At 64.6% G+C, this 22,871-nt stretch carries 22 protein-coding genes; 4 read left to right on the top strand and 18 right to left on the bottom strand.

The genetic code is table 11. The features are described from left to right. Window positions 1–606: 606 nt before the first annotated feature. From I6F16_RS20750 to I6F16_RS20765, 4 genes are all read right to left on the bottom strand, one after another. Window positions 607–864 (bottom strand): hypothetical protein, encoded by a 258-nt coding sequence (locus I6F16_RS20750; protein ID WP_036009816.1) that lies wholly within the window; start codon window positions 862–864, stop codon window positions 607–609. Window positions 865–985: 121 nt separating this feature from the next. Beyond that, the gene (locus I6F16_RS20755; protein ID WP_036044357.1) at window positions 986–1,198 is read right to left on the bottom strand and encodes a hypothetical protein; all 213 of its coding nucleotides are present in this window, start codon (window positions 1,196–1,198) and stop codon (window positions 986–988) included. Window positions 1,199–1,349: 151 nt separating this feature from the next. Beyond that, complete coding sequence (locus tag I6F16_RS20760; RefSeq protein ID WP_225112492.1) at window positions 1,350–1,526, bottom strand: hypothetical protein; 177 nt, start codon at window positions 1,524–1,526, stop codon at window positions 1,350–1,352. A 124-nt stretch (window positions 1,527–1,650) separates the two neighbouring features. Next, window positions 1,651–3,387: an adenylate/guanylate cyclase domain-containing protein gene (locus I6F16_RS20765; protein ID WP_225112493.1), complete on the bottom strand. Its 1,737-nt coding sequence runs from the start codon at window positions 3,385–3,387 to the stop codon at window positions 1,651–1,653. A gap of 317 nt (window positions 3,388–3,704) precedes the next feature. On the opposite strand from I6F16_RS20765, the gene I6F16_RS20770 reads away from it, so the two are divergent. After that, window positions 3,705–5,894, top strand: a complete 2,190-nt coding sequence (locus I6F16_RS20770) for a lytic transglycosylase domain-containing protein (RefSeq protein WP_225112494.1) — start codon at window positions 3,705–3,707, stop codon at window positions 5,892–5,894. A gap of 176 nt (window positions 5,895–6,070) precedes the next feature. Here I6F16_RS20770 and I6F16_RS20775 read toward each other — a convergent pair whose 3' ends face one another. The 3 genes from I6F16_RS20775 to I6F16_RS20785 are packed head-to-tail and all read right to left on the bottom strand — an operon-like array spanning window position 6,071 to window position 7,007. Next, complete coding sequence (locus I6F16_RS20775; protein ID WP_225112495.1) at window positions 6,071–6,433, bottom strand: hypothetical protein; 363 nt, start codon at window positions 6,431–6,433, stop codon at window positions 6,071–6,073. Continuing rightward, a complete protein-coding gene (locus I6F16_RS20780; protein WP_036009825.1) occupies window positions 6,430–6,618 on the bottom strand; it encodes a hypothetical protein in 189 nt (62 codons plus the stop codon). The genes I6F16_RS20775 and I6F16_RS20780 overlap by 4 nt, the downstream gene beginning before the upstream one ends. Then, entirely contained in the window at window positions 6,615–7,007 is a 393-nt protein-coding gene (locus I6F16_RS20785) for a hypothetical protein (protein ID WP_036031659.1), read from the bottom strand. Before I6F16_RS20785 ends, I6F16_RS20780 begins: the two co-directional genes overlap by 4 nt. Window positions 7,008–7,646: 639 nt before the next feature. Between I6F16_RS20785 and I6F16_RS20790 the strand changes: the two genes are divergently transcribed. The 3 genes from I6F16_RS20790 (at window position 7,647) to I6F16_RS20800 (ending at window position 10,783) form a co-directional block, all read left to right on the top strand. Beyond that, complete coding sequence (locus I6F16_RS20790) at window positions 7,647–9,632, top strand: PAS domain S-box protein (protein ID WP_225112496.1); 1,986 nt, start codon at window positions 7,647–7,649, stop codon at window positions 9,630–9,632. Then, window positions 9,629–10,300 carry a response regulator transcription factor gene (locus I6F16_RS20795; RefSeq protein ID WP_225112497.1) on the top strand — a complete coding sequence of 224 codons (672 nt, stop codon included), beginning with the start codon at window positions 9,629–9,631 and terminating at the stop codon, window positions 10,298–10,300. Before I6F16_RS20790 ends, I6F16_RS20795 begins: the two co-directional genes overlap by 4 nt. A gap of 96 nt (window positions 10,301–10,396) precedes the next feature. Continuing rightward, the gene (locus tag I6F16_RS20800) at window positions 10,397–10,783 is read left to right on the top strand and encodes a response regulator (RefSeq protein ID WP_225112498.1); all 387 of its coding nucleotides are present in this window, start codon (window positions 10,397–10,399) and stop codon (window positions 10,781–10,783) included. Window positions 10,784–10,838: 55 nt separating this feature from the next. Here the strand turns inward: I6F16_RS20800 and I6F16_RS20805 are convergent, their stop codons facing one another. The 11 genes from I6F16_RS20805 to I6F16_RS20855 all read right to left on the bottom strand — a co-directional run bounded on the left by I6F16_RS20805 (window position 10,839) and on the right by I6F16_RS20855 (window position 22,692). Next, the gene (locus I6F16_RS20805; protein WP_225112499.1) at window positions 10,839–11,810 is read right to left on the bottom strand and encodes a tripartite tricarboxylate transporter substrate binding protein BugD; all 972 of its coding nucleotides are present in this window, start codon (window positions 11,808–11,810) and stop codon (window positions 10,839–10,841) included. A 176-nt stretch (window positions 11,811–11,986) separates the two neighbouring features. After that, complete coding sequence (locus tag I6F16_RS20810) at window positions 11,987–13,228, bottom strand: threonine synthase (protein ID WP_225112500.1); 1,242 nt, start codon at window positions 13,226–13,228, stop codon at window positions 11,987–11,989. 152 nt (window positions 13,229–13,380) lie between these two features. Further along, the gene (lpdA, locus tag I6F16_RS20815) at window positions 13,381–14,802 is read right to left on the bottom strand and encodes a dihydrolipoyl dehydrogenase (protein ID WP_036009842.1); all 1,422 of its coding nucleotides are present in this window, start codon (window positions 14,800–14,802) and stop codon (window positions 13,381–13,383) included. Between the two features lie 17 nt (window positions 14,803–14,819). Then, on the bottom strand, window positions 14,820–15,053 hold the full coding sequence (locus tag I6F16_RS20820; protein WP_036009845.1) for a hypothetical protein: 234 nt from the start codon (window positions 15,051–15,053) through the stop codon (window positions 14,820–14,822). Between the two features lie 22 nt (window positions 15,054–15,075). Then, window positions 15,076–16,425, bottom strand: a complete 1,350-nt coding sequence (locus I6F16_RS20825; protein WP_036044339.1) for a pyruvate dehydrogenase complex dihydrolipoamide acetyltransferase — start codon at window positions 16,423–16,425, stop codon at window positions 15,076–15,078. Window positions 16,426–16,487: 62 nt separating this feature from the next. Then, window positions 16,488–16,940, bottom strand: a complete 453-nt coding sequence (locus I6F16_RS20830) for a nucleoside deaminase (RefSeq protein WP_225112501.1) — start codon at window positions 16,938–16,940, stop codon at window positions 16,488–16,490. A gap of 2 nt (window positions 16,941–16,942) precedes the next feature. Further along, window positions 16,943–17,245: a DUF5076 domain-containing protein gene (locus I6F16_RS20835; RefSeq protein ID WP_008547332.1), complete on the bottom strand. Its 303-nt coding sequence runs from the start codon at window positions 17,243–17,245 to the stop codon at window positions 16,943–16,945. Between the two features lie 3 nt (window positions 17,246–17,248). Beyond that, window positions 17,249–18,631, bottom strand: a complete 1,383-nt coding sequence (locus I6F16_RS20840; protein WP_036009859.1) for a pyruvate dehydrogenase complex E1 component subunit beta — start codon at window positions 18,629–18,631, stop codon at window positions 17,249–17,251. A gap of 28 nt (window positions 18,632–18,659) precedes the next feature. Beyond that, entirely contained in the window at window positions 18,660–19,682 is a 1,023-nt protein-coding gene (pdhA, locus tag I6F16_RS20845; protein ID WP_036025165.1) for a pyruvate dehydrogenase (acetyl-transferring) E1 component subunit alpha, read from the bottom strand. A gap of 265 nt (window positions 19,683–19,947) precedes the next feature. Beyond that, window positions 19,948–21,465, bottom strand: coding sequence for an aldehyde dehydrogenase (gene adh, locus I6F16_RS20850; protein WP_225112502.1), 1,518 nt, complete (start codon window positions 21,463–21,465; stop codon window positions 19,948–19,950). 267 nt (window positions 21,466–21,732) lie between these two features. Beyond that, window positions 21,733–22,692: a GAF domain-containing protein gene (locus tag I6F16_RS20855; protein WP_225112503.1), complete on the bottom strand. Its 960-nt coding sequence runs from the start codon at window positions 22,690–22,692 to the stop codon at window positions 21,733–21,735. Between the last annotated feature and the right edge of the window lie 179 nt (window positions 22,693–22,871).

The following is a 22,871-nucleotide window of genomic DNA, read 5'->3' on the forward strand; positions in this document are numbered from 1 at the left end:
GAGGGCGCAGGGAAGGCCGGGTGCCGGCGGCACCCGCGGTCCGCTGCGCGAAAAGCACACGCAGGAAGAACCGCACAGCAGCATACAGGTGAAGCCCAACACACGGCCTTCCCTGCGCGATGGTCGGACGGCTTATGCCGCGCTCTCCCGGGAGCCGAGTTCCCTTTGGCCTCCCTCGCTCCCGCGAAAGTCGCCGGCACCGCGCCGGTTGACGCCAATGCCGCATTCGCCAGAGCTTGACCGTAGCAACGACGGCCAGGACCACACGGTTTTGCCGTACGCGCGGTCCGTTGGCGCCGCAGGGTTCGACGGCGTTGTGCACGTTGCCATCGAAATGCCGGCGCGACGAACCTGACAGCGCCGCTCGTCCGTACGAAGCCTCGGGGCTCACGGAGAGCAATCCGCCCTGCCCTCAGCTCTCGTACACGACGCTGCCGCGTCCACCGCAAGCCCGGCTCGCGACAATGACGACCGCATGGTCGCCCCTCGAGATTGAGCCGGGATGGGCGACACATACGTCATTTCCGAATTTCGGTAAAGCGGAATATTTTTATGCGGGCAGATTGACAGAGAAGCGAAACACCGACGAGACGGCGACGCCGAACATCAGGACCGCCCGCGCGAGCGTTGCGCCTGGGCCCAGGCGACAGCGACATCGCGTGGCGGGGCATCCACGCGCTTGATGGGGGTCAATTCGCCGGAGGCCGAGACGATCGCCGTTTCTTCGCGGCGGCAACGCGTGCAGACGAAGCGGACCTCGTGCGGCGACGCCGACCAGCTCGACCGTTTCACATTGGCCGCCATCGGCCAGGCATCGCAATGCGAGCACGACACCAGAAATCGACCGGGATCGAGCATACCCATTCCATTGGACTCCGCGTCCTGCCGCCTCCTTCAATGATTAATGCATGTGAATCGTTCCGGTGCTCCAGCACCGCCGGCATTGGCTCGAGGGCCCTACCGGTTCCGCGCATCCGCAAAGTGCTCAGCGGGCGCCCTTGAGGGTGCAGGAGGTCGTGCAGGTGACCGTCGTGCCGCGGTCGCACGTTTTGCAGGCGCTGACGCACTGGTTCATGTCGCGTGGATTGTAGCTGTAGTTGCGCAACGGACAGGCCGGCGTCGTCGAGCCGGTGATGTCCTGCTCCTGATCGCAGGCCGCCGTCATGAGCGCGAATATGATCACTGCAACGAGGCGCATGGGATTGCCCTGTCAGACATGGCAAATCACACTCACGAGGCGCGCTGCATTGCAGCGAACCCCGGCCTTCCCACCAACGAGTGTCACCGACCGGCGATGCTCGCTTGCTCCAAGGATGCGCGCCAAACGTTAAGAACGGATTTCAGCCGGCTCAGGCCGCAGCCGTCGTCGCGATCGCCTGCCGGATATCGACGGCCAGCTGACGGTACTGTTCCCCGAGGTTCAAATAGAACTCGCGCTTGCTGCTGTCGGTGGCGAGCTTGGCGATCAGCTCGCATTCGGCGGTGAGCGTCTCGAACCGTTCCAGCCTGTCTTCGAGATGTGTCATCGGCGTGTCCCCATCAGACGCCTCATGGACATCCAACCTAAGCCCGGGAAATAGGTCACGGCGAACATCGTTATGGAGTAGCATCTTTTTTTCCGGCGCGGCGTGCCCGACCGCAAAGGCACGGCTATTTCTGCTCCAGCCGCCAGACGCCGTCCCAATCGGGATCCGGCGGATTGGCCACAAATTGAGCGATGCGGCCGAGCATCGTGCGCGAGGGGCCGTCGCCGGGGACTGCCTCGAGCGCCGCGTTGAAGGCGGCGCGGGCCTCGTCGAAGCGCCGCGCACGATAGGCGGCGAGACCATCGGCATAATGCTTGCGCAAGCTCACTTGCGCATTGCTGAGCGCGCCTGGTCTCGCCATCAGCTCGAAGATCGCCTGCGGTGCGCTTTGGCCCGCGACCGCCAGACGATCGATCTCGCGCAATTCCAGGCGCGATCCGATCCCGTCCGCGGTCGCCTGCGAGATCAGGATGCGGGTGCCGTACACCTTGTTGACGGCCTCCAGCCGCGAGGCGAGATTCACGGCATCGCCCATCACGGTGAAGCTCATCATCAGCTCGGAACCGATACTGCCGGTCAGGACCTCGCCCGTGGCGATGCCGACGCGAAGATCGCACGGCGCCGGCATGGCGCGGATGCCGAGCAGGTCCGGCAGCTGCTTCTGCAGCGCGGGCACCTGATCGGTCATCTCGACGGCGGCGAGCCCTGCGAGCAGACCCTGCTCCTCCTCCTCGATGAAGGGCGGCCCCCAATAGGACATGATGGCGTCGCCGATATATTTGTCGATGATCCCGCGATTGTTCCTGATGGGAGCAGACATCACGGTGAAGTAGTGGTTCATCACCTTGACGAGGCCGCGCGGCGTCATGCCCTCGCTCATCGAGGTGAAGCCGCTCATGTCGCAGAACAAGATGGTCATCACCCGGCGCTCACCGTCGATGGCGACCTCCGGCCGGTCGATCAGGCCCTGCACCACCTTCGGGTCGATGTAACGGCCGAAGGTCTCGCGAATGCGCTCGTTGTGCCTGAGCTGCTCGATCATGCGGTTGAAGGCGGCAGCGAGCTCGCCGATCTCGTCCTGTGTCGAGACGGTGATGGGCTTGTCGAACCGGCCCGCCTCGACCTCGCGGGCGCCGGCCAGCAGCAGGCGCACCGGTCGCGTAATGCCGCTACTCACCAGCAGCGCAAACACGAAGCCGACGATCGCCGCGAGCAGGGTTACGACCCCCGAGACGATGATGGTCTGGTGCTGGCGGCCGATCACCTGAGACGTCGAGAAATAGACCTGCGCCAGCATGTCGGCGCGGATCGCATCGACCTTCCGGTTGAACGCATCGCGCAGCGTGTCGAGGTGTTCCAGCGTGCCGCGGGCCGCGGCCATATCCTTGGCGTCGACCTGCTTGAGCAGTTTCGCATTGCCCTCGTCCAGATCGCGCCGCAGCTCGGTGACGGAGCTTTCGATCCGGACGTCGAGCCGTGCCAGCGCGGCGTTGTCGGAATACGTCCTGGGGTCGTCGATGATCGCGTTGATGAGCTTGCGAGCGGCCTCGGCCTCCCGCTCGAAATTGCGGTCCAAGGCCTCGAAGTCGCGAAGCCGCGCCGCGTAGGCCTCCTCGTCCGACGGCGCCTCCATCCTGGTCATCACCATCCGCCGCTGCGCCAGCGCCCGTTCCAGCGAGCGGATGTTCGCGCGCGCCAGATGGCTATAGGCCGGGATGTAGCGGTTGGTCAGCTCGTCGAGCAAAATGCCGACCTGGCTGGACATCACCATCGACAGGATCGAGGTGACCAGCATCAGGACGATCAATCCGAGCGCGATGCCGACGATCTTGCGCCGGATCGACTGGTTGAAAATCGGCATAGGTACAGGGCAAAGGTTGAAAGGATGAAGAGAAGGAACTCATACACCGGATTTCGCCGAGGGAACACGCGCAATCTGGCCGTTCCGGCGTCCTGTACCGTGCGCAATCGTCGCGCGAGTCCAGATCGTTAACAAAGGTTAAAGCCACTGCCTCTTCCGTGCTTTCGGAAGTTCCCCAGTTCCAATCCGTATTTTGCCGCATTGTTGCGACAGCCTGAGGATGCGACACGATGCCGACGCATCGTTCGGTACTTTGATTCGCAAGCCGCATGTCGCGGACCTTGGTTTGTAGTGGTTTTCGCAGGGGGGACCATCCAATGAACCAGTGCCTACGCTCGCTCGCGTGTGTCGTTGCCGTGGCCGCGATGGCCCTCCTTCCCACCGAGCTTGCGGCGAAGAGCAGTCAAAAATCATCCGCACCGAAGAAGACGCATGAGGCGAAAGCGGGCAAGCACCGCCACGCCTCCGCCGGCAAAGCGCGGCACGGCAAGCACGCCGAGGCCAAGCGCAAATCGAAGAAGGCGGTCGAGGAGCCCGCGGCCAAGCCGGCGCTGCCGCCGCTGACCGGCGATCTCGCCGCGCTGAAGGACGCCATCGACCTGACGCGCAAGGGCAAGACCGAAGACGCGAGCGCTGCGCGCGACCGCATCACGGACCCTGCCGGACAGAAGCTCGCCGACTGGTTCATGCTGCGCCATCCCGACAGTACCGCGAATTTCAAGCGCTACGCCGCCTTCCTCGCCGCCAATCCCGGTTGGCCGAGCAGCGCCCTGCTCCGCCGCCGTGCCGAGGCACGGCTGTGGCAGGAGAAGGCCGACGCGGCCATCGTGCACAAGTTCACGATGGATCGCCCGACCAGCGCCAAGGGCAAGTTCGCACTCGCGCGCGTCCTGCTCGCCGAAGGTGAGATCGACAGGGCTGCGCGGCTGGTCCGGGAAACCTGGCGCGCGGAGGAACTGTCCGAGCGGAGCGAAGAGGACTCCTATGCGGCGTTCGGCGACCTTCTGTCCGCCGACGATCACCGCGCGCGCATGGACAAGCGCCTCGGCGCCAAGGATTATGCAGGTGCGCGGCGCGCGGCGAAGCGGCTCGGCGAGGACGCGCTCGCGATCGTGAAGGCCTGCGCCGCCGTCACCGGCAAGGCGAGCAAGGCCAAGGATCTGCTCGAGGACGTCGCGGCCGAGGAGCGACGCGATCTCGGTTACGTGCTGTGCCGCGCGCAGTGGCATCTTCAGAACGACCGCATCGACGACGCGGCCGAGGTGATCCTCGCTGCCAAGCCCGACATGATGGCCGCGCAGGACACCGATGCCTGGTGGCGCGAGCGCCGCATGCTGGCGCGCAAGCTGCTCGATCAGGGCAAGGCCAGGATCGCCTATGACGTGGTGCACACGGCCGCGGTGCCGGAAAAGGAGGTCTACCGCGTCGACTATCACTTCATGTGCGGCTGGATCGCGCTACGCTATCTCGACGATCCCAAGACGGCGATGGTGCATTTCGCCTCGATCGACGCTGGCTCGTCCAATCCGATCGCGCTGTCGCGGGCGCATTACTGGCGCGGCCGCGCGGCCGAAGCCATGGGCGCGGCGGCCGACGCGCGCATGAGCTACCGGGCGGCGGCGCGCTATCACACCGCCTATTACGGCCAGCTCGCCCGCGCCAGGCTCGGCCTCGACGGCATCGAACTGCGTCCGCCCTCGCCGGTGCTGGCCTCGGCCGATGCGCAGCTTGCGGACGAGCGCGTGCGCGCCGCCGACATGCTCTACGGCATCGGCGAGCGCGACATGGTGTTCTATTACGCCGAGGATTTCGCCAAAGAGAGCACCGACGTCGCCGCGCTGGAAGCGCTCGGCGAGCTTGCGGGCCGGCGCAACGATGCGCGCGTGATGCTGGAGGTCGGCAAGACCGCGCTGGCGCGCGGGCTCGCGCTTGACCATTACGCCTTCCCGACTATCGGCATCCCCGAGCACAAGCAGGTCGCACCGGCGATCGAGACCAGCGTGATCTATTCGGTGGCACGCACCGAGAGCTCGTTCGAGCAGCGCGACAAGTCGCATGCCAACGCGGTCGGGCTGATGCAGGTGACGCCGGAAGCGGGACGCGACACCGCGAAGCGCTTCGGCCTGACTTACGACTGGGACAGGATGGTCTCCGACCCCGTCTACAACACGCAGATGGGCGCCGCCGAGCTCAGCGCGCTGTTCTCGGAATATCGCGGTAACCAGATCATGACCTTCGCCGGATACAATGCCGGCCGCGGCCGCGTGCGTGAATGGGTGCAGAAGCGCGGTGATCCCCGGGACCCCAACATCGATCCGGTCGACTGGGTCGAGCGCATCCCGCTGTCCGAGACGCGCAACTACGTCCAGCGCGTGATGGAGAACGTGCTGGTCTACCGGGCAAGGTTCGAGGGCAGCAGCATGATCGCCGGCAAGAGCGACCAGCGCGTGGTGACGCACGAGGCCAGCGCAACGGAGCCAGCGGCGGCCGCAGCACCCATTCCCTGATCAACGCCGCCGGGGCTGGACGCGGCGCCTGCAAGAATACGGTGCTGCGGCTTCTACGCGCGTGCAGCCGCGCAGCTAAAGCGCGATGCGATTAGGATGAATCGTCATCGCGCTTTAGGTTATTGTTTGAGCATGATCGTTTCGGAAAACCGCTTCACACTTTTCCGGATCATGCTCTAGGTGTCACCTCCTTCCATCGTGATCGGGTCGCGACTGTCCAAATAGGCGCCGGTCAAAGCTCTCGCGAAGGTCCAGGCAGTGATCGTGCAGCCCCAGCACCAGACGGCACTCATCACCGTCAACGTCTGGATCATGCTGCTAGCGGCGAGCTCGACCTTGCCGGCAATTGGTTCCGTCCGCCCAGGCACCGGCCAGTGCATGAACAGCGTGGAGAATTCGCCGCGCCGGTAACAATCGTCGTCACAGTAACGGCGCTGCGTCCGCGCATGGCGGACATAGCCGGAGCGGAGCGACCGCGAGCATGTGCTGCACGCGGCCGCGTGCAACGGCGGCTCGTGATTGACCACCACGAATTTCATGAAGCCGCTCTCACGCCATCTTTGGCGAGCGTCTCGCAGAACAGCGCGTAGCACTGATGATCGCAGTAAGGCAGACGGGTCGCGATCTCGCGCAAATAACTGCCGCTGATCGGCTCGCAGCACTGCATGCACGAGGTCTGCCGGAACGGGGTCCGGCCGTTGACCAGCACGAACGCGAATCTCATGTGGCACCTCCCAAAGCGAAGCAGTAAACGCTGTCGAGCGGAGACAGTGCGGGCGGTGGAGCGCACAGATGGTTCCGGCCGTCCGGATTATCCCTGTTTCGCTCCACCTTTTGCGGTGGGATCAGAATGTATCTCCCGTCCTCCCGGCGCCGCGCATAGATCTGGCCGTCGATGTACTTGATGTCGGTCGGATAACAGTCGGCGCTGTTGCAACAACTGAGGCTCGGGTTATCAGGCATGTGCCAGGTGGAATAGAACTTTTCGTGCAGCGCCTGGTCCTGGGGTGGGTGCTTGCGATGAACGGCACCGTGTCCCGTCTCCTGTGCCTGGCCGGCCGCGATGGGGGCGATGAGAACGATCCAGCAGAAGAGCTTGCATGAGCGGTTCAACGCACGGCCTCCCGGATCAACTCTCCAATCCAGCCTTATGCGACCTGGGCCCGAAACAACCACCGGCGGTCGCGTTCGCTTCGCGTGCGGAAACGATCAACGCACTTCTTGGAGCAGAGCGCCGTGCGCCAGGAATAGTAGCGGATCAGGCCAAACTTGCCGCCGCACACCGCACAGCCCTTGACTGAGGAGCAACTTTCGGACGCCGATGGGCGACGCTCAGGAAGTACCGACATATCGCACATTGCTGTCTCCCTCTGTTGCTTGCGCTTTTCTCGGCTGTTCGCTTCGACACTCCCGATGGTCGAGAGGCTAGTCCGCCGGGCACGAAACGCTCAATTGTACGGAGGTAAAATGGCCGACATGACTAGGCATGGAGGAGCTATACCTAAGTTTGTCCCGTATTCGCCCGGGCCCACGCGGCCCGAATTCAACGAGACGGCGCACGACGCACCGGCTGCACGGTCACCGTGAACCTCGGCCGGCACGGTGTCCTTGAGGCGCCGCAATGGACCTGGCGGTGAGCGGACGGTCCAAAGGCGAACGTCATGACGGCCGACCCGACTTTGGCTGGAATTGCTCCTCTGGCCGCAACGTGCTCTACTCCTGTTCACGCAGAGAGTGCCGGGAGCGTCAGCGATGAAGCCTGGCCGGGCAGCGACGTTCGGAAAGTCAGCCGCGCAATTCCTCGTCGGCTGCTTGAGGCAAACTGTTCCTGCCAAGCAGCGCACCGATTCCAATGCCGCCGACTTGCTTGAAGCGGTCAAGCAGTGGCAGCAGGTCTTCGAGCACACGCCGGTCATGTACTTCATGGTCGATCCGGCCGGTACCGTGATCAACGTGAACACATTCGGCGCCGAGCAGCTGGGCTACACGCCGGCGGAGTTGATCGGCCGATCCGTGCTGGATGTCTTCCTCGCGGAAGATCGCGCCACTGTCCGCGCCTGTGTCGCGTTGTGCCTCAAGACCCTTGATCAGTCACACACCTGGGAAATCCGGAAGGTTCGCAAGGACGGCTCGAAGTTATGGGTGCGCGAGAACGCCAAGGCCATGCTGCGGGCCAATGGCGGGCCGATCGTGCTGGTCGCCTGCGAGAACATCACCGAACGGAAGGAGGCCGAGAACGCGCTGCGACAGAGCGAGGCTTATCTCGCCCAGGCGCAGGAATTGAGCCACACTGGTAGTTTTGGCTGGAAGGCCGCAACCCGCGAGATCACCTGGTCCAAGGAGACCTATCGCATCTTCGAATGCGAGGAAGGGACGAAGCCCGCGATCCCCTTCATGCTCCAGCGGATCCATCCGGAGGACCGGCTCGCCGTGCAGCAGACGACGGGCCGGGCGGCGCGCGAGGGCAAGGACTATGATCACGAATACCGGCTGGTGATGCCCGACGGTTCCATCAAATACGTCCGAGCGGTGGCACGGGCAACGCGAGATGCTAGCGGTCGCGTTGAGTTCGTCGGATCGGTCACCGACATCACGGCGACCAAGGAGGCAGAACGCAGGCTTCGTGACAGCGAGCAGCGCTTTCGCGATTATGCCGAAACTGCGTCTGACTGGTTCTGGGAAACCGGGCCGGACCACCGGGTCACCCAGATATCCGAGCACTCCGATACCAACACCGCCCCCGCCGGCCTGATCGGGCTCACGCGTTGGGACATTGCGCCCGACGCCGCTCTCGAGCCCGAAAAATGGCGACAACATCGAGCGGCGCTCGACGCCCACGTCCCGTTCCGCGACTTGGTGTACCGCAGCAAAGACCGTAGTGGGCAGCCGATCTACGTCCGGACCAGCGGCAAGCCCTTCTTCGACGCGGACGGCACTTTCCTGGGCTACCGTGGCGTTTGCACGGACGTAACCGCCGCCATCCGGGCCAACCAAGCCGAAGACGCGCTGCGCAAGGCCCAGGCCGAGCTCGCCCATGTGACACGTGTCACGACACTGGGTGAGCTGACCGCTTCGATTGCGCACGAAATCAATCAGCCGCTCGCTGCAGTGATCGCAAACGCCGACGCCTGCCTCGCCTGGCTGCAGCGCAGTCCGCCGGATCTCAAAGCGGCCCGCCGCTCGGTCGAGTGGATCATCGAGGACGGCAGGCGTGCCGGCGACGTGATCCGTCACGTTCGGGCGCTCGCCAAGCGTTCTGACATCGAGATGGTTCCGCTCGACGCCAATGCGGTCGTGCGGGAGGCCGTCGCGCTGGTTCAACGCGAGATGGCCAGCCACGCCGTGTCCGTCCGCATGGAGCTGTCGTCGGCACTGCCGAGGATCTTTGGCGATCGCATCCAATTGCAGCAGGTCCTGATCAACCTGATCATGAACGGGATCGAGGCCATGGCAGACGTCCACGATCGCCCGCGCGAGCTGGCGATTCGCTCACAGGCGAGCGGCGATAGCGCGATGCAGGTGAGCGTTTCCGACTGCGGAACCGGCATCAGCGAACAGGCGATAGACCGCCTGTTCACGCCGTTCTTCACCACGAAGTCCTCCGGCATGGGCATGGGCCTGTCGATCTGTCGATCGATCATCGAGGCCCATGGCGGGCGACTTTCCGCCATATCAAACCAGGAGCGCGGCGCGACTTTTCAGATCACCTTGCCCCTCCACCGAGAGGAAGCATCGTGACCGAGCGCGCGGACTCTTCGCCGCCGCAGAAGGACGGCGATCAGCCCCTTGTCCTCATCGTCGACGACGACGCGTCCATGCGCCGTGCGCTCACCAATCTGTTCGAGTCGGTCGGTCTCAAGGTCGAAGCATTCGGCTCGGCGCCGCAGCTCCTGCAGGCCAAGCCGCCAGACGTCCCGAGCTGCCTGGTGCTCGACATCCGCCTGCCCGGAACGAGCGGCCTCGAGCTGCAGGCCGATCTTGCCAAGGCAAATATCCACACGCCTATCATCTTCATTACCGGTCATGGCGATATTCCCATGACGGTTCGGGCCATGAAGAGCGGGGCGATCGATTTTTTGACCAAGCCGGTCCGCGATCAGGACATTCTCGACGCAGTTCAGGCCGCGATCGAGCGAGACCGCAAGCGCCGCGACCTCAACAGGATGGTCTCGACGGTCAGATCACGCTTCGAGTCACTGTCCTCGCGGGAGCGAGACGTATTGTCACTGGTGACGTCCGGCCTGATGAACAAGCAGGTCGCCGCCCAGCTCGGATTGGCCGAAATCACCGTCAAGATCTACCGCGGCCAGATCATGCGGAAGATGGGCGCGAAGTCGCTGGCCGATCTGGTGAGAATGAGCGAGGCGCTCGGGATCGGCCCGAACAAGCCCGATGCACAAACCTAAGTATGAGTTTCCAATCGTGACCGGCAGGTCCACCTTGCGCCTTTATGTTCTAGCCGTGGCGACGGCAAGCGTAATTCCCGGCGAGGAGCGGACGTCTTGTCAGTGGCTTCGGTCATCTCGGTGCTTGACGACGACCCCTACGTTCGGGCCGCGATCAACAATCTGCTGGAATCGCGCGGATACAACGTCCACACATTCGCCTCGGCGGAAGAGTTCCTGAGCTCGACCGATTCGAGCGACACCTCGTGCGTGATCGCCGACGTGCAGATGCCGCTGATGAGCGGAATCGATCTGTTGACGCAAATGCGGGCGCAGGGGTCGGCTACGCCGTTCATATTCATCACAGCTTTCCCGGATGAGGGCGTGCGTGTGCGGGCGCTCGATGCGGGCGCAATCTGTTTTCTCGGTAAGCCGTTCGCCGCCACGGACCTGATGCAATGCCTGGACCGTGCGCTGGCACCAGGTCACCAAACCACGTCGTGAGCGCCCCGCCGCCAGCAAACGCGGCGGTGACGCCGCGAGGAGTGCGCCGCCCGGTTCAATCCACCTTGATGTTCGCCGCCTTGATGATCGGCCACCATTTGGCGATCTCGGCCCTTTGCCGCGTGCCGAGCGCTTCGGGCGTGAGCTGATCCTTGGGTGTCATCTCGAGACCCTGGCTTTCGAGCTGCTTGCGCACCGCAGGATCGTTCAGCGCCTCCACGGCCGCGGCGTTGAGCTTTGCGACGATCTCCTTCGGTGTGCCCTTCGGCACCCACATGCCCGACCACAGCGTCATGTTGAAGCCTTTCAGGCCCGCCTCCTCCGCGGTCGGGATCTCGGGTGCGGAGGCGAGGCGCTTGTCGTCGGTCACGGCGTAGGCGCGGATGGTGCCGGCGCGGACCTGGCTGATGGAATTGGAGGTCTGGTCGACGATGATGTCGATCTGGCCGGCGATGAGATCGTTCAATGCCGGTGCAGTGCCGCGATACGGCACGTATTGCAGCTTGATGCCGGAGACGCTCTCGAAATAGACGCCGGCGATGTGGCTGCCGGAGCCTGCGCCGGCCGTGCCGGCGGTCGGCGGCGACGGCCGCGACTTCAGCCAGTCGATCAGCTCCTTCAGCGAGGTCGCGGGCACCGCATTCTTGCTGACCACGATCATCGGGTTGCTCGGCAGCAGCACCACCGGCTCGAGGTCGGCAACGAGGTCGAATTTGAGCTTGTAGACGGCGCCGTTGGCGACGTGGGTCCCGAGATGGCCGAACGAGATGGTGTAGCCGTCCGGCGGTGATTGCACGGCACGGCCGACACCGATCGAGCCGCCTGCTCCGGTGACGTTCTCGACCACGACCGGCTGGCCCAGCGGCACCCGCATACGCTCGGCGAGCACCCGCGCCATTGCGTCCGAAGGGCCCCCGGCCGCGAACGGCACGATGATGGTAATGGGACGCGAGGGAAAATCGTCGGCGCGCGCGGCGCCTGCAACAGCGAGAACAGCAATCAGCGCAGCCCAGAAGGCCTTCTTCATTGTCTTCTCCCCAGTGATGTCTTTTTCTTCACCTCGCCCCGCTTGCGGGGAGAGGTCGAATTGCGAAGCAATTCGGGTGAGGGGGAGTCTCCGCGAACTCAACTGTCACTGTGTTTGCGGAAGCAGCCCCTCACCCCGACCCTCTCCCCGTAAGAACGGGGAGAGGGAGAAGCAAGTTAGAACTTCGAATAGTCAATCGGCTTGTGGCGATCGAGCGTGCGGGTGACCGGCGGCAGCGGATATTTCAGGCCGTTCGCGCAGTTGAACAGCATGACGCGATCGGTCTTGCTGACCCGGCCGTCGGCGAGACTTTCCTTGTAGGCGGCGTAGGTCGCGGCACCCTCGGGGCAGAGCAAGAGCCCCTCCTCGCGCGCGACCTCGTTCAGCGCCGCCGAGATCTTGTCATCATCGACGGCAATGGCAAAACCTTTGCTCTCGCGCACGGCACGCAGGATGAGGAAATCGCCGATTGCCTGCGGCACGCGGATGCCCGAGGCGATGGTGTGTGCGTCCTCCCAGCGCGTCGCATGCTCGGTCCCGGCCTCATAGGCGCGCACCATCGGCGCGCAGCCGGAGGCCTGCACCGCGACCATGCGCGGGCGCTTTGAGCCGATGAAGCCGATCTTCTCCAGCTCGTCGAACGCCTTCCACATCCCGATCAGGCCGGTGCCGCCGCCGGTCGGATAGAAGATCACGTCAGGCACGTCCCAGCCGAGCTGCTCGGCGAGCTCGAGGCCCATCGTCTTCTTGCCCTCGATGCGGTACGGCTCCTTCAAGGTCGAGGTGTCGAACCAGCCGACTTTCGCCTTGCCCTCGCCGACGATCTTGCCGCAATCGTCGATATAGCCGTTGACGCGGTAGACGGTCGCGCCCTGCAGCTCGATCTCGCTGACGTTCACTTCGGGCGTATCGGCCGGGCAGAAGATCGTGGTCTTGATGCCGCAGGACGTGGCGTAGGCCGCCAGCGCCGCGCCGGCATTGCCGTTGGTCGGCATCGCCATGTGCTTGATGCCGAGCGCCTTGCCCATCGACACCGCCATCACGAGGCCGCGCGCCTTGAACGAGCCGGTCGGCAGCCGTCCCTCGTCCTTGACGATGATCTCGCCGCCGCCGAGTTTTGCGCCGAGCTTCGGCAGCCGGACCAGGGGCGTCGTGACTTCGCCGAGCGAGACAATGTCCTTGCATTTGCGCACGGGCAAGAGCTCGCGGTAGCGCCACATGTCGCCGGGGCGCTGGGCGAGCGCATCCTTGGTCAGCGCCTTCTTCACGCCCGCGAGGTCGTAGCGGACCAGAAGCGGCTTGCCGGCCTTGGAGAGGTTGTGAACCTCGTCGGCCGCGTAATGATCGCCCTCCATCGCGCATTCGAGATGGGTGACGAAGGTCGGACGTTCGATGGTGAGATTGTCGTTGTCGTTCATGCTGCTTCTTTCTTCTTGTTTATTCAATCCGCTCTATCCACTCGTCATTGCGAGGAGCTCTTGCGACGAAGCAATCAAGACTGTTTCCACAGCTGCAGTCTGGATTGCTTCGCTTCGCTCGCAATGACGGCGGCGGGCGACGCGCTCGCCCCTCAAATGTTCAACACCCGTCCATACGCATCCAGCACGGCTTCCTTCATCATCTCCGATAGGGTCGGATGCGGGAAGACCGTGTGCATCAGCTCTTCTTCCGTCGTCTCCAGATTCATGGCGACGACGTAGCCCTGGATCAGCTCGGTGACCTCCGCGCCGACCATGTGGGCCCCGAGCAGTTGGCCGGTCTTCTTGTCAAAGATGACTTTGACCAGGCCCTGATCCTCGCCGAGCGCGATCGCCTTGCCGTTGCCGACGAAGGGAAAGCGGCCGACGCGGATCTCGCGGCCGTTCTCCTTGGCCTTGGCTTCCGTCAAGCCGACCGATGCAACCTGCGGGTGGCAATAGGTGCAGCCCGGGATCATGTTCTTGTCGAGGGGATGCGGATTGAGGCCCTTGATCGCTTCGACGCAGATCACGCCCTCATGCTCGGCCTTGTGCGCCAGCATCGGGGGGCCGGCAACGTCGCCGATCGCGTAGATGCCGGGGACGTTGGTCTTGCCGTAGCCGTCGACCACGATGATGCCGCGGTCGGTCTTCACGCCGACTTTTTCCAGGCCGAGATTCTCGATGTTGCCGACGACGCCGACCGCCGAGATCACGCGCTCGAACTCTGATGTGACAGGCTTGCCCTTGCCGTCGTCGATGGTGGCGAGGACGCTGTCGGCCTTCTTCTCCAGCTTGGTGACCTTGGTCGAGGACATGATCTTGATGCCCTGCTTCTCCAGCCGCTTGCGGGCGAGGCCCGCGATCTCGGCGTCCTCGACGGGCAGAATCTGCGGCAGCACCTCGACCACGGTGACGTCGCTTCCCATGGTGTGGAAGAACGAGGCGAACTCGATGCCGATCGCGCCGGAGCCGACCACCAGCAGCGACTTCGGCATCCGCTCCGGCACCATCGCCTCGAAATAGGTCCAGACCAGCTTCTTGTCCGGCTCGAGGCCGGGCAGCACGCGCGGCCGCGCGCCGGTGGCGACGATGATGTGCTTGGCCTGGTAGGTCCCCTCGCCTAGCGCGCCCTTCGGGCCCTCGACGTCGGACTTCTTCACCGTGACCTTGCCGGGCGCATCGATCGAGGCCGCGCCCCAGATCACGCTGACCTTGTTCTTCTTCATCAGGAAGCCGACGCCGTCGTTGAGGCGCTTGGAGACGCCGCGCGAACGCTGCACCACCGCCTTCGGATCGAACGAGACCTTCTCGGCGGAGAGCCCGTAGTCCTTGGCGTGCTGCATGTAGTGGTAGATCTCGGCCGAACGCAGCAGCGCCTTGGTCGGAATGCAGCCCCAGTTGAGGCAGATGCCGCCGAGATAGGATTTTTCGACGATCGCGGTCTTGAAGCCGAGCTGCGCGGCGCGGATGGCGGTGACATAGCCGCCGGGGCCGGAGCCGATGATGATGACATCGAAGGATGTGTCGGCCATAGCGGCTCCCGTTCAACTCAAGAAGCGCCGCGGGCGCGGCGCTTGACCAGAAAAGACCTCACCAGCCATTCGAGCAGCACCACCAGGACTATGATGGCAAGCGCAGTGAGCACGATCGGCTGGGCGATGTTCCGTGCCAGCTGCTCGCCGGCAAAGAACGCAGAGTGAAGAAAATCGAGCCCGACGGGGTGGAGCGCGACGATGACTCCGAGCAATAGCGATATCCATGGCCAGCGGGTCCGGACATTCAAGGTCGCCCCCTCTGCCGCCGCTTCAGACCATCATCATCACGGGGTTTTCGATCAGCTGCTTGAACGCGCCGATCAGCTCGGCGCCGAGCGCGCCGTCGATGGCGCGGTGATCGCAGGACAAGGTCACGCTCATCATGTGCGCGATCTCGATCTTGCCGCCGCGCACCACGGGACGCTCCTCGCTGGTGCCAACCGCAAGGATCGTGGCATGAGGCGGATTGATCACCGCAGTGAAGTGGCTGATGCCGTACATGCCGAGGTTGGAAACGGCCGTGGTGCCGCCCTGGTATTCCTCCGGCTTGAGCTTGCGCGAGCGGGCGCGCGCGGCAAAATCCTTCATCTCGTTGGAGATGGTCGAGAGCGTCTTGGTCTCCGCTTTCCGGATGATCGGCGTGATCAGGCCGCCGGGCATCGCGACGGCGACGCCGACGTCGGAATGGTGATGCTTGACCATGCCGCTTTCGGTCCAGCTGACGTTGCAGTTCGGGATCTTCTGCAGCGCGACCGCCATCGCCTTGATGACGAAATCGTTGACCGAGATCTTGTAGAGCGGCTTCTTCTCCTTGTCCTTCGGCGCGGCGGCGTTGATCTCCTCGCGGGCAGTGAGCAGCTTGCCGATGTCGCAGTCGATGGTGAGGTAGAAGTGCGGGACGTTCTGGATCGATGCGGTCAGGCGCTGGGCGATGGTGCGGCGCATGCCGTCATGCGGGACGATGTCGTAGGAGCCGGGCTCGAACAGCGACAGGATCTGCTTGTCCGACATGGTCGGCGCAATCGCAGGCGCGCCTGACGGTGCCGCGGCGGGCGCTTTCAGACCCTTGCCGGACTTGGCCTGCTCGACGTCGCGGGCGACCACGCGGCCGTGCGGACCGGTGCCGGCGACCATGGCGACATCGATGCCGGCCTCCTTGGCGAGACGGCGCGCCAGCGGCGACGAGAATACACGGCCGCCATGACCATTGGCTTGCGCTGCCGGAGCTGCAGCCTGCTGCGCGGGTGCCGCGGCGGGCGCAGCAGCTTTCGGTGCGGCAGGCGCAGGCGCGGGAGCCGGCGCAGCGGGAGCCTCAGCGGCCTTTGGCGGCGCGGCCGAGGCGCTGGGCTTGGCGCTACCCGCAGCCTTCACGTCCTCGCCCTCGCCGGCGAGCACGGCGATCACGTCGTTGACTGGGACATCCTGCGTACCCTCTGGCACCAGGATCTTGGCGATCGTGCCTTCGTCGATCGCCTCGACCTCCATGGTCGCCTTGTCGGTCTCGATCTCGGCGATGACGTCGCCGGACTTGACCTTGTCGCCCTCCTTCTTCAGCCACTTGGCGAGGTTGCCCTTCTCCATCGTCGGCGAGAGAGCGGGCATCAGGATGTTGATGGGCATGCTGACCTCAAGAAGAACTTCTCAAAAACGTCGTCCTCGATGTGAAGACGAACAGACCAGGTTTAGTTGCCGATGTCGCCCTGCCACAGGCGCTCATTGGTTGGGATGGAACGCCAATTCTTCATCATGGTGATGGAGCGGTCGTCGGCAAGGTCGATCCACGGAATCCCGAACTTGTCGAGAATGTCCTTGGAGCCTTCGAAGGTGACGGATTCCCCGATCACCACCAGCTTGACCTTGAACAGCGCGAGCGCGCCGGCGCACATCGAGCAAGGCGACAGCGTGGTGTACATGACGGTGTCGTGGAACGAGATCGCGCCGGCCTCGCGCAGGCAGCTCATCTCGCCATGCAGGATCGGATTGTTCTCCTGCACGCGGTTGTTGTGGCCGCGGGCGATGATCTTGTTGTCGCGCGTCAGCACCGCGCCGATCGGCAAGCCGCCCTGCGCGATCGAGGCTTCCGCCTCGCGGATCGCCTCCAGCATGAAATCGTAATGATGGGCTTCGATCGCCATGGTCAGTGCCCCTTGCCACGTGGCGTGGTGGTGCCCGTGTCGGTGGGACGCTCGATCTCGGCCTGGAACATGTCGAGGATCCGGTTCAGCGCGTCCTCCTCGGTATATTCGCTCTCGCGCGCATAGGCGCGCGCGGCATGACGGGCGAGATCGACGAGCAGGAGGCCCCACATGTCCGGCTCCTCGAAGGCGCGCTGGAACGCCATCGACAGCCCACCATCTAGGACGAACACGCGCAGGATCTCGACCGCGTCGTCGCGGGTCATGACGTCTGGCGGCAGTGGCTGCTCCTTGGGGCCTGCCATGATCTACCTGTAGCAGACGGCTTTGGCGGCTTCGACGACGTCCGCCGCCGAGGGCAGCGCGAGCTTCTCCAGGTTCGCGGCATAGGGCATCGGCACGTCCTTGCCAGACACGCGCGTCACCGGCGCATCAAGATAGTCGAAGGCGTTCTCCATGATGCGCGCGGCGATCTCGGCGCCGACGCCGCTCTGGGCCCACCCCTCTTCCACCGTAACCGCACGTCCCGTTTTCTTCACGGAGTTGATGATGGTCTCCGTGTCCATCGGGCGCAGCGTGCGCAGGTCGATCACCTCGGCCTCGATGCCGTCCTTGGCGAGCTCGTCCGCAGCCTTCAGCGCATAGGTCATGCCGTTCGACCAGGAGATGATCGTGACGTGACTGCCGGCGCGCACGATGCGCGCCTTGCCGATCGGGATGATGAAGTCGTCGAGCTTCGGGACTTCGCCAGTGTGGCCGTACAGCACCTCGTTCTCGAGGAAGATCACCGGGTTGGGATCGCGGATCGCAGCCTTGAGCAGGCCCTTGGCGTCCGCGGCGGAATACGGCGCGACCACCTTGAGGCCCGGGACGTGCGAATACCACGCCGAATAGTCCTGGCTGTGCTGGGCGGCAACGCGCGCGGCCGCACCGTTCGGACCGCGGAACACGATCGAGCAGCCCATCTGGCCACCGGACATGTAGAGCGTCTTGGCCGCGGAGTTGATGATCTGGTCGATCGCCTGCATGGCGAAGTTGAAGGTCATGAACTCGACGATCGGCTTGAGACCGGTCATCGCGGCACCGACGCCGACGCCCGCGAAGCCGTGCTCGGTGATCGGCGTGTCGATCACGCGCTTGGCACCGAACTCCTGGAGCAGGCCCTGGGTCACCTTGTAGGCGCCCTGATATTCGGCAACTTCTTCGCCCATCACGAACACGTCCGCGTCGCGGCGCATCTCTTCGGCCATGGCATCGCGCAGCGCTTCGCGGATGGTCTGCGTCACCATTTCGGTGCCAGCGGGGACTTCCGGATCCGGCTCGGCGACGGCCTGCGGAGCAGGAGCGGCTTTCGGCGTGGGCGCCTCGGCCTTTGCTGCGGCCGGCGGCGCGGACTCCGCAGCCTTCGCCGCCGCTGCGGGTGCCTTGGCGAGATCAGCCGCGCTCTCGCCGTCTGCGAGGATGGTCGCGATCGGGGTGTTCACCGCGACGTCGGCGGTGCCCTCGGGGATCAGGATCTTGCCGAGCGTGCCCTCGTCGGTCGCCTCGACCTCCATGGTCGCCTTGTCGGTCTCGATCTCGGCGATGACGTCGCCGGACTTGATCGTCTCGCCCTCTTTCTTCAGCCATTTGGCGAGGTTGCCCTTCTCCATCGTGGGCGACAACGCGGGCATCAGCACTTGAATTGGCATATCTTCTCCAAAGAAAGCTTGCGCGCGTTCAGCGGTACACGTCGGTCCAGAGCTCGGCGGCATCCGGCTCGGGATCATGCTGGGCGAAATCGGCGGAGGCGTTGACGATGTCGCGCACCTCGGCGTCGATCGCCTTGAGATCGGCTTCGCTGACCTTGGCAGCGAGCAGCCGATTGCGAACCTGCTCGATCGGATCCTGGTCGTGGCGAACCTTCTCGACCTCCTCGCGTGTGCGATATTTTGCGGGATCGGACATCGAGTGGCCGCGATAGCGGTAGGTCTGCATCTCCAGGATGAAAGGACCCTTGCCGCCACGGCACCAGGCCGCCGCCTCCTCGCCCGCCGCCTTCACGGCGCGGACGTCCATGCCGTCGACCTGCTTGCCCGGGATGTTGAAGGACGCACCGCGCTTGGAAAAATCCTGCTGTGCCGAGGCGCGCGAGACCGAGGTGCCCATGGCGTAGCGGTTGTTCTCGATGACGTAGATCACCGGCAGCTTCCAGAGCTCCGCCATGTTGAAGCTCTCATAGACCTGGCCCTGATTGGCCGCGCCGTCGCCGAAATAGGTGACGCTGACATTGTCGTTGCCGCGATAGTGATTGGCAAAGGCGAGGCCGGTGCCGAGCGAGACCTGGGCGCCGACGATGCCGTGACCGCCGTAGAAGTGCTTCTCCTTGCTGAACATGTGCATGGAGCCGCCCTTGCCCTTGGAATAACCGCCGCGACGTCCCGTCAGCTCGGCCATGACACCGTTGGCATCCATGCCGGTCGCGAGCATGTGACCGTGGTCGCGATAGCCGGTGATGACCTGATCGCCCTCTTTGAGGGCCATCTGCATGCCGACCACCACGGCCTCCTGGCCGATATAGAGGTGGCAGAAGCCGCCGATGGCACCCATGCCGTAGAGCTGGCCTGCCTTTTCCTCGAAGCGCCGGATCAGGAGCATGTCGCGGAGCGCCTTGAGTTCCTGCTCCTTCGTGAATTCCGGGGGCGAACCGCCGTCGGTCTTGTCCTGTGGAGCGCTTGCGGCGGCTTTCTTGGGTGCGGCCATGGGAATTCCGGGTCAGAGAAAACTTTCGCCCTCTCTAACCCAAGTCAAACGCCCTTGGAAAGCACCGCGGCGGCATGGCACGACTTTCATTATGCCGCACTGCAACGTGATCGAAATATTGCAAAATCTTTGGCGCTGATCGGGCAACAAATCTATGAGCGCCATCGCGCGCGCAGATTCGTGACCGGATCAAGAACAGTGCACGACGCCAATCCCGACATGCGGAGCGGACGGCGCCGAAGCGGCGCCGCCCTCTCCGATCCGATCAGAAGAAGCCGAGCTTCTTCGGGCTGTAGCTGACCAGGAGGTTCTTGGTCTGCTGGTAATGATCGAGCATCATCTTGTGGGTCTCGCGCCCGACGCCCGACTGCTTGTAGCCGCCGAACGCCGCATGGGCGGGATAGGCATGGTAGCAATTGGTCCAGACCCGGCCGGCCTGGATCTCCCGGCCGAAGCGGTAGCAGCGATTGGCGTCGCGGCTCCAAACGCCGGCACCCAGGCCGTAGAGCGTGTCGTTGGCGATCGCGAGCGCCTCTTCGTCGGTCTTGAAGGTCGTGACCGAGACGACGGGCCCGAAAATCTCCTCCTGGAAGATTCGCATCTTGTTGTGGCCCTCGAACACGGTCGGCTGCACGTAGAAGCCGCCGGAGAGATCGCCGCCGAGATCGGCGCGTCCGCCGCCGGCCAGCACCTTGGCGCCCTCCTGCTTGCCGATGTCGATATAGGAGAGGATCTTGCTGAGCTGCTCGCTGGAGGCCTGCGCGCCGATCATGGTGGTGGCATCGCGCGGATCGCCCTGCTTGATCGCAGCGACGCGCTTGAGCGCCCGCTCCATGAAGCGGTCATAGATGTCGGCGTGGACCAGCGCCCGGCTCGGACAGGTGCAGACCTCGCCCTGGTTCAGCGCGAACATGACGAATCCCTCGATCGCCTTGTCGAAGAAATCGTCGTCCTCGGCGGTGACGTCCTTGAAGAAGATGTTGGGCGACTTGCCGCCGAGCTCTAGCGTGACCGGAATAAGATTCTGGCTGGCATATTGCATGATCAGCCGGCCCGTCGTGGTCTCGCCGGTGAAGGCGATCTTGGCAATGCGCGGGCTCGACGCCAGCGGCTTGCCGGCCTCGAGGCCAAAGCCGTTGACGATGTTGAGCACGCCTGCCGGCAGCAGGTCGGCGATGACCTCGGCGAAGACCATGATCGAGGCCGGGGTCTGCTCGGCGGGCTTGAGCACCACGCAATTGCCGGCGGCCAGCGCCGGCGCGAGCTTCCAGCAGGCCATCAGAAGCGGGAAGTTCCAGGGAATGATCTGGCCGACCACGCCGAGCGGCTCGTGGAAATGATAGGCGATGGTGTCGTGGTCGATCTCGCCGATCGAGCCTTCCTGGGCGCGGACGACGCCGGCGAAATAGCGGAAATGGTCGATCGCGAGCGGCAGGTCGGCGGCGCGCGTCTCGCGGATCGGCTTGCCGTTGTCCCAGGTCTCGGTAATCGCGAGGCGCTCGAGGTTCTCTTCCATGCGGTCGGCGATCCGGTTCAGGACCGCGGCGCGCTCGGCGACGCTGGTGCGGCCCCAGGCGGACTTGGCGGCATGCGCCGCGTCGAGCGCTGCCTCGATGTCCTGCGCGTCGGACCGCGCGATCTTGCAGACCACCCGGCCGGTCAGGGGGGAGGCATTGTCGAAATATTTCCCGGAGATCGGCGCGACGAACTTGCCGCCGATGAAATTGTCGTAGCGTTCGGCAAATGGCACTTTGGTGACGCTGAGGAATTCCACCTTGTTCATTGATCACTCCCGATGTTGCTGTTTGCGCTTGTCGTCGCCTGTTCGCGACTTGCGCCGACGATGATGCGGGAGGTGTTTTCTGTCAGCCCGGGCGGAAGCGATGGTGGGGCGGACCTGTCGCAGAACTGCGACAGTCGTGGACGAGGTAAGCGTGAGATGGAGCGCTCACGGCCACCCTACCGTCATTGCGAGCGCAGCGAAGCAATCCAGAGTCCCTCCGCGGAAAGATTCTGGATTGCTTCGCTGCGCTCGCAATGACGGATGAGCTCAGTGGTTCAGCTCGAACCGCTTCAGCTTCCGATGGAGCGTGGCGCGGCTGACGCCGAGGGCCTTGGCGGCGGCGGAGACATTGCCGCCGGCGCGGAGCAGCGCCCGCTGCAGCACCGCGCGCTGGCCGCCGGCAAGATGATCGCGCGCGGCATCGCCGCCGAGAAGATCGGCCGCGGGCACCGGCCGCAACGCACCGCCGGGCGCATTGCCGAGCGCCAGCCGGGCGGAGCGCGTTGCGCCGATCACGAGATCGTCCGCATCGACTGCGACGAGGCCGCCGCAGCCTCCATCCGCCGCCTGTGTCAGCACGATGCGGGCATGGGCGAAGACCTTGCGAAACAGGTCGGCCTCGATCCGCCTGGCCGCCTCGCCTGCCGCGAGCGCGATCAAGCTGGCGAAGGCGTCGGTGCGGTCGGCGCGGCAGGAGGAGACGTCGAGCACGCCCGCGAGCGCCGCCTCGTGATCGTAGATCGGAACGGCGGTGCAGCTCAGAAGCGTGTTGCGCGCAAAGAAGTGCTGGTCGCGATCGATGGTCAGCGGACGCTGCTCGACGAGGCAGGTGCCGATACCGTTGGTGCCCTCGTGCTCCTCGCTCCAGAGTGCACCGGTCCAAAGGCCCCAGGACTGAAACGTCGCATCGTCCGCCACCGTGCCGCGGCGATCGACCGGCACGCCCTCGCGATCGGCGAGCAGCACGCAGCAGCCCGCAGCGCCGACAGCCTGATAAAGCCGGTCCATGGCGCCCTGGGCGGCCGCCAGAAGCGGCGCGATGCGCTCGCGCGCCTGCTGCAGCTCGGCCTCGGTCAGCCGCATCGGCGCGGCGTGGCCGCCGGGATCGAGATGGTGCAATCGGGAGGAACGGCGCCACGAGGCCACGAGCGCGGACCGGGCCGCCTGGCCTGACGCGATGGCGGCCTCGACGCGGGCCGCGTGATGCCGGGGCATTGTCCCATTCATCACAGTTTCCTCCGGATATCGATTGTAGGACGCGCCGGTGCTCCCCGGTTGATCTGCGTCAACTTCAGCGCGCGCCAGCAAAGGCATGAGCCCGCCGCGGCGCCGCCGTCAAGGGAACCGCCCGGCTCGGGGGTTACGACCTTCGCAGGAGGAGGCAAAGGTGCGGCGGTCGGATGTCA

Source organism: Bradyrhizobium sp. IC4060 (genome assembly GCF_020193715.1).
Taxonomy (GTDB): domain Bacteria; phylum Pseudomonadota; class Alphaproteobacteria; order Rhizobiales; family Xanthobacteraceae; genus Bradyrhizobium; species Bradyrhizobium yuanmingense.

Coding starts and splice junctions, on each gene's coding strand:
- I6F16_RS20830 (WP_225112501.1), bottom strand. CDS start 16,940: ATGGCGATCGAAGCCCATCATTACGATTTCATGCTGGAGGCGATCCGC.
- I6F16_RS20805 (WP_225112499.1), bottom strand. CDS start 11,810: ATGAAGAAGGCCTTCTGGGCTGCGCTGATTGCTGTTCTCGCTGTTGCA.
- I6F16_RS20780 (WP_036009825.1), bottom strand. CDS start 6,618: ATGAGATTCGCGTTCGTGCTGGTCAACGGCCGGACCCCGTTCCGGCAG.
- I6F16_RS20825 (WP_036044339.1), bottom strand. CDS start 16,425: ATGCCCATCAACATCCTGATGCCCGCTCTCTCGCCGACGATGGAGAAG.
- I6F16_RS20835 (WP_008547332.1), bottom strand. CDS start 17,245: ATGGCAGGCCCCAAGGAGCAGCCACTGCCGCCAGACGTCATGACCCGC.
- I6F16_RS20770 (WP_225112494.1), top strand. CDS start 3,705: ATGAACCAGTGCCTACGCTCGCTCGCGTGTGTCGTTGCCGTGGCCGCG.
- I6F16_RS20750 (WP_036009816.1), bottom strand. CDS start 864: ATGGGTATGCTCGATCCCGGTCGATTTCTGGTGTCGTGCTCGCATTGC.
- adh (WP_225112502.1), bottom strand. CDS start 21,465: ATGAACAAGGTGGAATTCCTCAGCGTCACCAAAGTGCCATTTGCCGAA.
- I6F16_RS20775 (WP_225112495.1), bottom strand. CDS start 6,433: ATGAAATTCGTGGTGGTCAATCACGAGCCGCCGTTGCACGCGGCCGCG.
- pdhA (WP_036025165.1), bottom strand. CDS start 19,682: ATGGCCGCACCCAAGAAAGCCGCCGCAAGCGCTCCACAGGACAAGACC.
- lpdA (WP_036009842.1), bottom strand. CDS start 14,802: ATGGCCGACACATCCTTCGATGTCATCATCATCGGCTCCGGCCCCGGC.
- I6F16_RS20790 (WP_225112496.1), top strand. CDS start 7,647: ATGAAGCCTGGCCGGGCAGCGACGTTCGGAAAGTCAGCCGCGCAATTC.
- I6F16_RS20810 (WP_225112500.1), bottom strand. CDS start 13,228: ATGAACGACAACGACAATCTCACCATCGAACGTCCGACCTTCGTCACC.
- I6F16_RS20765 (WP_225112493.1), bottom strand. CDS start 3,387: ATGCCGATTTTCAACCAGTCGATCCGGCGCAAGATCGTCGGCATCGCG.
- I6F16_RS20760 (WP_225112492.1), bottom strand. CDS start 1,526: ATGACACATCTCGAAGACAGGCTGGAACGGTTCGAGACGCTCACCGCC.
- I6F16_RS20855 (WP_225112503.1), bottom strand. CDS start 22,692: ATGAATGGGACAATGCCCCGGCATCACGCGGCCCGCGTCGAGGCCGCC.
- I6F16_RS20755 (WP_036044357.1), bottom strand. CDS start 1,198: ATGCGCCTCGTTGCAGTGATCATATTCGCGCTCATGACGGCGGCCTGC.
- I6F16_RS20840 (WP_036009859.1), bottom strand. CDS start 18,631: ATGCCAATTCAAGTGCTGATGCCCGCGTTGTCGCCCACGATGGAGAAG.